The following is a 537-nucleotide window of genomic DNA, read 5'->3' as shown; positions in this document are numbered from 1 at the left end:
GACGAACTCGCCACCGCCGGCATCCCCGCGCGGGTCATCGACGCCTACTCGGTCAAACCCATCGACCGCGAAGCCCTGGTGGACGCCTGCCTGGTGACCGGTAGCCGCCTGGTGGTGGTCGAGGACCACTACCCCGAGGGCGGGCTCGGCGGCGCCGTGCTGCAGGCCCTCGCCGCCGCCGAAGTGCCGCCACTGCGTCTCGCGCACCTCGCGGTGCGGGGACTGCCCGGCTCGGGCACACCCGGTGAATTGCTCGACGCCGCCGGCATCTGCGCAACCTCCATCGCCACCGCCGCACGCCGGCTGGTCGCGCCATGACCCACTACACCGGGAGATATCGATGAAACCCACTCAGCAACTGCACGAGGCGGGCCAGAGCCTGTGGCTGGACAACATCACCCGCAGCATGCTCGATGACGGAACGCTCGCGAACTACATCGGCGAGTACTCGATCACCGGGCTCACCTCCAACCCGACGATTTTCGACAAGGCCATAGAGGCCGGCGCCGACTACGACGACGACATCGCCGCCCGCAA

At 68.7% G+C, this 537-nt stretch carries 2 protein-coding genes; both read left to right on the top strand.

Features of this window, described 5'->3' with window-relative positions; translation table 11 throughout:
- Window positions 1-318 (top strand): transketolase C-terminal domain-containing protein (locus C5E41_RS33080; protein ID WP_308706140.1); only part of this gene is annotated, 318 nt, incomplete at its 5' end.
- A gap of 22 nt (window positions 319-340) precedes the next feature.
- A partial coding sequence (locus C5E41_RS33075) for a transaldolase family protein (protein ID WP_308706139.1) occupies window positions 341-537 on the top strand: 197 nt, incomplete at its 3' end.

This window comes from Nocardia nova (assembly GCF_002933465.1).
GTDB classification, from domain to species: domain Bacteria; phylum Actinomycetota; class Actinomycetes; order Mycobacteriales; family Mycobacteriaceae; genus Nocardia; species Nocardia nova_B.
Note: the sequence above shows the minus strand (reverse complement) of the source record. Positions and strands in the feature narration are given on the sequence as shown.